Raw genomic sequence first — 1,852 nt, 5'->3', positions numbered from 1 at the left:
GTGAGCTTTGCCATTCAACCCGGCAAGACCACCGCGCTGGTCGGCGAATCGGGCTCGGGCAAGTCGGTCACCAGCCTCACGCTGATGCGCCTCTTGCCCAAGACCGCCAACGCACAGGTCAGCGGATCGGCTTCCTTCGTTACCCGCGAAGGCAAGACGCTCGACCTGCTGCAGATCGGCGAACGCGAGATGCGCTCGCTGCGCGGCAACCAGCTGTCGATGATCTTCCAGGAGCCGATGACCAGCCTGAACCCGGTGTTCACCATCGGCGAGCAGATTGCCGAGAGCGTGCGCCTGCACAAGGGCCTGGACCGCAAGGCGGCCTTGGCCCATGCGCTGCGCATGCTGGAGCTGGTGGAGATTCCGGCCGCCGCCCAACGCATCCACGAGTACCCGCACCAGCTCTCGGGCGGCATGCGCCAGCGGGTGATGATTGCGCTGGCCATGGCCTGCGACCCGACGCTCCTGATTGCCGACGAGCCCACCACGGCGCTGGACGTGACCATCCAGGCGCAGATCCTGGAGCTGATGCGCCGGCTGCAGGCCGAGACGGGCATGAGCATCCTGTTCATCACGCACAACCTGGGCGTGGTGGCGCACCATGCCGACGACGTGGTCGTCATGTACTCGGGCCGTGTGGTCGAGCGCGCGCCGGTGCGCCCGCTCTTCGCGCAGCCCGAGCACCCGTACACGCAGGGCCTGCTGGCCTGCCTGCCGGGCAAGGCGCGCCAGCCCGGCCAGCCCAAGCCCAAGCGGCTGTTCGCGATCCGCGGGCAGGTGTCGAGTCCATTGGCGCCGCCGCCGGGCTGCGCCTTCGAGCCGCGCTGCGACCAGGCGCTGGCGAGCTGCAAGGACGCGATGCCGCCGCTGATCGACATCCGGCAAGACCGCCAGGCGCGCTGCGTGCGCGTGCAGCCCGATGCCCAACTCGCGAGGGTCGCATGACCGCTGTTTCTTCTTTCTCTCCCCTCATCGAAGTCCGCGGCCTTAAAAAATACTTCGGCAGCAGCGAGCGCCCCGTGCGCGCAGTCGACGACGTGTCTTTCGCGATCCATCCCGGCGAGACGCTGGGCCTGGTCGGCGAATCGGGCTCGGGCAAGAGCACCATCGGGCGCACCGTGCTGCGCCTGGTCGAGCGCACCGAGGGCCAGGTGCTGTACCGCGGCGACGACATCGGCGGCCTCTCCGGCGAGCGCATGCGCAAGCTGCGCAGCAAGCTGCAGATCATCTTCCAGGACCCGTACGCCAGCCTGAACCCGAAGATGCGCATCAGCGCCATCCTCGGTGAGGCGCTGTCCACGCACGGGCTGCACAAGGGCGCAGCGGCGCGCGACAAGCGCATTGCCGAGCTGCTGGAGACCGTGGGCCTGCGCCCCGAGCACGCGAGCCGCTTCCCGCACGAGTTCTCGGGCGGCCAGCGCCAGCGCATCGGCGTGGCCCGTGCGCTGGCCGTGGAGCCCGAGTTCATCGTGGCCGACGAGCCGCTGTCTGCCCTCGACGTGTCCATTCAATCGCAGGTCATCAACCTGCTGGCGGACCTGCGCGAGCGCCTGGGCCTGACCATGCTCTTCATCTCGCACGACCTGGACGTGGTCGAGTACCTGTGCGACCGCGTGGTGGTGCTGTACCTGGGCAAGGTGATGGAAGTGGCCACCACCGAGGAGCTGTTCGCGAACCCCTCGCACCCCTACACCCAGGCGCTGCTGGCGGCGAGCCCGAAGCCCGACCCCGAGATGGCCACCGAGCGCATCGCACTGAAGGGCGATATTCCCAGCCCGATCTCGCCGCCTTCAGGCTGCGTGTTCCGCACGCGCTGCCCGCATGCCATCGAGGCCTGTGCGCAGACGGTACC

At 68.6% G+C, this 1,852-nt stretch carries 2 protein-coding genes; both read left to right on the top strand.

All coding sequences use genetic code 11. From position 1 onward, the window contains the following. The coding region (locus AC07YS_RS31890) for an ABC transporter ATP-binding protein (protein WP_495270367.1) at positions 1-945 on the top strand (945 nt) is incomplete at its 5' end. Then, positions 942-1,852, top strand: a 911-nt coding sequence (locus AC07YS_RS31885) for an ABC transporter ATP-binding protein (RefSeq protein ID WP_495270368.1), incomplete at its 3' end; no start/stop codon positions are given. The genes AC07YS_RS31890 and AC07YS_RS31885, both read left to right, overlap by 4 nt.

Source organism: Variovorax sp. GW458-11-26-14-LB1 (assembly GCF_059423965.1).
The sequence above is the reverse complement of the archived record's forward strand: the minus strand, read 5'-3'. Positions and strand labels throughout refer to the sequence as shown.